Origin of the sequence: Sphingobium sp. IP1, from assembly GCF_002708645.1 — a bacterium.
In the GTDB taxonomy this organism is placed as follows: Bacteria; Pseudomonadota; Alphaproteobacteria; order Sphingomonadales; family Sphingomonadaceae; genus Sphingobium; species Sphingobium yanoikuyae.
The window spans coordinates 1-4,273 of record NZ_NOIW01000202.1 but is presented as its reverse complement, the minus strand read 5'-3'; the positions used below and the strand labels follow the sequence as shown (position 1 = coordinate 4,273).

The following is a 4,273-nucleotide window of genomic DNA, read 5'->3' as shown; positions in this document are numbered from 1 at the left end:
TAACGCGCTGCGCGCGTAAGTCTCGCTACCCCTCCCGTTTACGGGAGGGGAATGGCAGGAAACCACCCAACTTCGTCGCCCCAGCGAAGGCTGGGAGCTCTGGCGGTGGTAGAAGGAGGGCGGCTGTCTCGCTATCCGTTGACGTGGCGTTCGCCTGCCTGAGATGCCAGCCTTCCCAGGACCACCTTTGTTGTAACTCGCTGGAAATTGCGATCTGATCCATCAGAGGGGCGGGGGATGAAGGCTCAAGGTCCCGATGGCGTGATCTGTCTACAGAGACCGCAGGGAGTCTCACAGAGGCGAATAAGGAACAAGGGGCGGGTCAAATGCCTTGCTTAAATCAATTGTATAGCAATTCTAACCCTCCGATCTGGCAACCTCAGACAACTTTCCACGACTCAAAACAAGAATCCGATCTGCTGCTTCTATCGTTTCTCGCCGGTGAGCAATAACGATGCGAGTGATCCCCATATTTCCAACAGCTTCGTTGACGGCTCGCTCGTGGAGAACATCTAGGTGCGCAGTGCCTTCGTCCATGACGAGAATCCGAGGCTTCCGATAGAGGGCTCTCGCGAGGAATATGCGCTGTTTCTGACCACCCGAGAGGGTCGACCCCATATCACCAACCAGCGTTTGGTAGCTCATTGGCATCCGGGTTATGTCATCATGGATAGCAGCAGTCATCGCAGCCGCAACTACACTGTCCATATCAATATGATCATCAAAAAGCGCGATGTTATCCGCCAAGGTTCCCGCAAACAGAGTGTCATCTTGTAGAACTGCTGCAATCTGGCGCTGAAAATTTCGTCGCCCAAATTGCCCCAAGGGTAAGCCATCCACCAACATAACGCCTCTTTCAGGTTCAATAAATCCTATCAATAACTTGACTAGCGTTGATTTTCCGCCACCTGACATACCCGTTATAGCGACATGCTCGCCTGAGTTAATTTTTAGATCGAGGCCACTCAAGATGAACGGATCGCTTGGGGAGTATCTATAAAATATGTTTTGCAAATCAATAGAGCCATTCAAATCGCAGCTTGAATCTTTCATGTCGTTAAAACCAACATCCTCCCTAGAAAGAGCAATGTCAGAAATACGCTCAAGATGAAGTCCCGTCATGCGAAGGGCAATGCTCTGATCAATTAGTGATGATGCCTTTTCAATAAACTGAGTTTTATAAGACATATAGGCAAATACCATGCCTATGCTGAATCCATCACCATTCATGACCATTCCAACCGCCAGCCAGATGCTGATAACGTTTTCCAAGCCGAAAATCAAAATATTAGATGATGATTGCAAAATACTTATTCTAGAAGTAACAACATCACAATTCACTGCGTCTATCAGGCGGTTCTGCCAAATATGATGGCGTGACATTTCTTGTCCAAATAGCCGTAATGTTGTAATTCCACGAAGAGATTCTATCAAATTGCTTTGTTCTCTTCCATGGGCAATAATAGACGACTCTCGCGCATTTTTCTCAAGTGAAAACGAAACAATTCTCACAAGTGCATATGCAGAAAATGATATGATTGTCACTGCGCTAAGCGCAGTGCTATAAAATATCATTAGTGCTAGTGTAAATACAGCCATAATACCGTCTACTACGCCTGCAACAGCTCCTTGCGTCAGCATGGACTGTATCGGAATGATGGATTGAAAGCGTGATAATATATCGCCCGTATGTCGCCTCTCGAACCATTCAATTGGAAGGCGAAGAAGGCGGCGAGCGATGTTCGAGGCTAAGGTCATGCCGAGCGAACTGCCCGCTACGAGCAGGACATATGATCTAAGAAAAGTGGCAATGACATTTATGATCGAAAATAAAGAAAATCCCAACGCCAAGACAGTAAGCAAATCGTGATCGAACGCGGGAAGCGCCTGATCTAAGGCCAACTGCATGTAGTATGGCGAAACGAGAACAAAAGATTGAAGAACTAAACTTAGAACTATTATCTGGGCCAGGGCGCGTTTCATGCCGGTCATGCGCTGCCATAAGTGTGACAGCTTTAACCTATCTTGCTTTTGCGCTACTACAAAGGAGTCATTGGGGCGGAGTTCTAACGCTACGCCAGTGAAATGATCCGAAACTTCTTCAATGGGAAGCCACGATGAACGCCCGTCTGGATTATGAATCAGAGCCTTACTACGACGAATGCGTTCGAGTACGACGTAGTGGTTCATATCCCAATGTAGGATCGCTGGGAGACGTAGATTTTTGAGCTGGTCTAAAGGCACTTTAACTGCGCGCGGCGTCAAACCAATTTGATCAGCTAGCCCCATCAATGACTTTAACGCAGCTCCGCGCAACGAAGGCACAAAACGGCGCCGCATCGTCCCCAAGTCTGTGCGCAATCCGTGATAATCAGCTACCATGGTCAAACAAGCTAGACCGCATTCGGCAATTTCCGTCTGTCGGACTAAGCGGACGCGTGATTTCAAGAAAAGATCGAACGCAGGCTTCATCGCTTTTGAACTGCCAATAATGGTTCGAAGAGCCAAGCCAACAATGTTCGCTCTTCAGTGATGATTCGGGCAGTAAGTGTCATACCGGAAATGAGTGGTTCTCTCCTCCCATAGGCAGGAACAGCACGTTGATGCAACGACACCGTTACCGGATAGGCTGATAGATTAACGCCGGTTTCTGACTGACGTGAGATAGGGCTTGCCGCTACCGTCAGAACTTTGCCTCTAATACTTCCGAACCGCTGATATGGGAATGCATCTATTGCGATCCGAACCTCTTGGCCAGGCTTCACAAAGCCTATGGCCGAACTTGACACTTCCAATTCCGCGCGAAGTTCAGATCCGGACGGGAGGATGGTCATCAGCGGCGATTGCGAAGTGACGGATTGTCCTACGTTGGCCGTCAATGCTGTCACACGACCTGCAAGCGGGGCACGAAGGACATATGAGCGACTGCTTGCCGCATTGGCGGCCTGTTGCGCAACCCCGGCACGGGCCGCCGCAACACTCGCTTTCTGCGCACGGCCTTGCGAAGCGGCTTGCGCTGCACTGCGCTCATTCTCAAGCATTGAAGCACGCTTAGCGGCAAGAGCCTGTGCCAATTGTGAAAGCCCCTGTTGACGAACAAGTAGCGCCTCTTCCCGTTGTTGCATGTCCCGGACGCTTATGAACCCCCTTGCAGCAACCGGACGTATCCGATCGAGTTCGCGATGAGCCGATGAGACGAGATTTTGCTGAATCGCAATCTGCGATTGGAGATGTTTTACCTCTTCTACGAGACCGGCATGTTGCGCCGCGAACTGCCGCAATTGTGCGCCTACAGCTTCTTCGGTAGCAATTTCCTGGGCGAAGAGTTGAGAATCTTGCGCGGCGATGGCAGATTCCACCCGCACAGCGGGAGTTTCAATGCTCGCGCTATCTTCCTCTGCGCGTATCAGGGCCAAGTAAGCTCCTGACTTCACCTCCTGCCCCTCTTCCACAGGCAGCGACGCGATCACGCCACTTCTCCCAGGAACAATTAGCGATATACCTGCCGCTGGGACTATCGAACCAGACGCTATCTCAACCCGAGTATAGCTGGCCAATGATAGAAATATCAAACAGGATAATACAATCCCTACAATAAAATATCCTACTAATTGCCAAGACACCGGAACGAATATTTCGACGTTGCCTGGAAGCTTATTTATTGAGGAGTCTGAAACGTCTTTCCGAAACATAGCCTCATGAAAACCTCTATAAATATAGATTTAGTAGATAAATTACATTGTAGAGCCAATTAATTCAATTCCTCTATGATCAGAAAAATATTTTACAATCACTCGTCCGCCCGACGTTGTCCATATTCTCGGTTTTTCTTCACCAGGCTCATAAATTACTTGGTCTATGGGAACGGATTCTATATCTTGACCTTTCCTAAACGATTGCAAAAGAGTGGTTTTGGAATGGTCAAATTCTTTAAACTCACGAAACTGCCCGACGAAAAAAATCCGAAAATCTTTCCAGTTTGGAACATTAGCGCTAAATGAAACGCAAGGATGTACTACAGAGGCGCTAACTTGGCCCGCATAAGGTGGAAACGTAACAGCCCTGCCGTGCTTTGTAAATATCACCGGCTTAGTCCACATTGCTCGTTGAGAGCAATCATTGTTACGCATTCGACCATTAGCTGCAACTTGATCAATAGAAAGTAGGCGGTAGTGATACCCTATTAGGTATCCAGCCATCATCTTTTCCCCATCATCACGGACTGATGTAACAATATGATCGAATCCAGCTATAACAATGGTCTTTCCTCTAA

3 protein-coding genes are annotated in these 4,273 nt (G+C 48.4%); all 3 read right to left on the bottom strand.

Features of this window, described 5'->3' with window-relative positions:
* Positions 1-357 precede the first annotated feature (357 nt).
* Entirely contained in the window at positions 358-2,472 is a 2,115-nt protein-coding gene (locus CG471_RS29090) for a peptidase domain-containing ABC transporter (protein WP_080572838.1), read from the bottom strand.
* Positions 2,469-3,470 (bottom strand): HlyD family efflux transporter periplasmic adaptor subunit, encoded by a 1,002-nt coding sequence (locus CG471_RS29085; RefSeq protein WP_234780513.1) that lies wholly within the window; start codon positions 3,468-3,470, stop codon positions 2,469-2,471. The genes CG471_RS29090 and CG471_RS29085 overlap by 4 nt, the downstream gene beginning before the upstream one ends.
* Positions 3,471-3,734: 264 nt before the next feature.
* Positions 3,735-4,273, bottom strand: a 539-nt coding sequence (locus tag CG471_RS30910) for a hypothetical protein (protein ID WP_180275842.1), incomplete at its 5' end; no start/stop codon positions are given.

What these genes read in the sequence shown, in the direction of transcription:
- CG471_RS29090 (WP_080572838.1), bottom strand. Translation starts at nt 2,472, where the DNA reads ATGAAGCCTGCGTTCGATCTTTTCTTGAAATCACGCGTCCGCTTAGTC.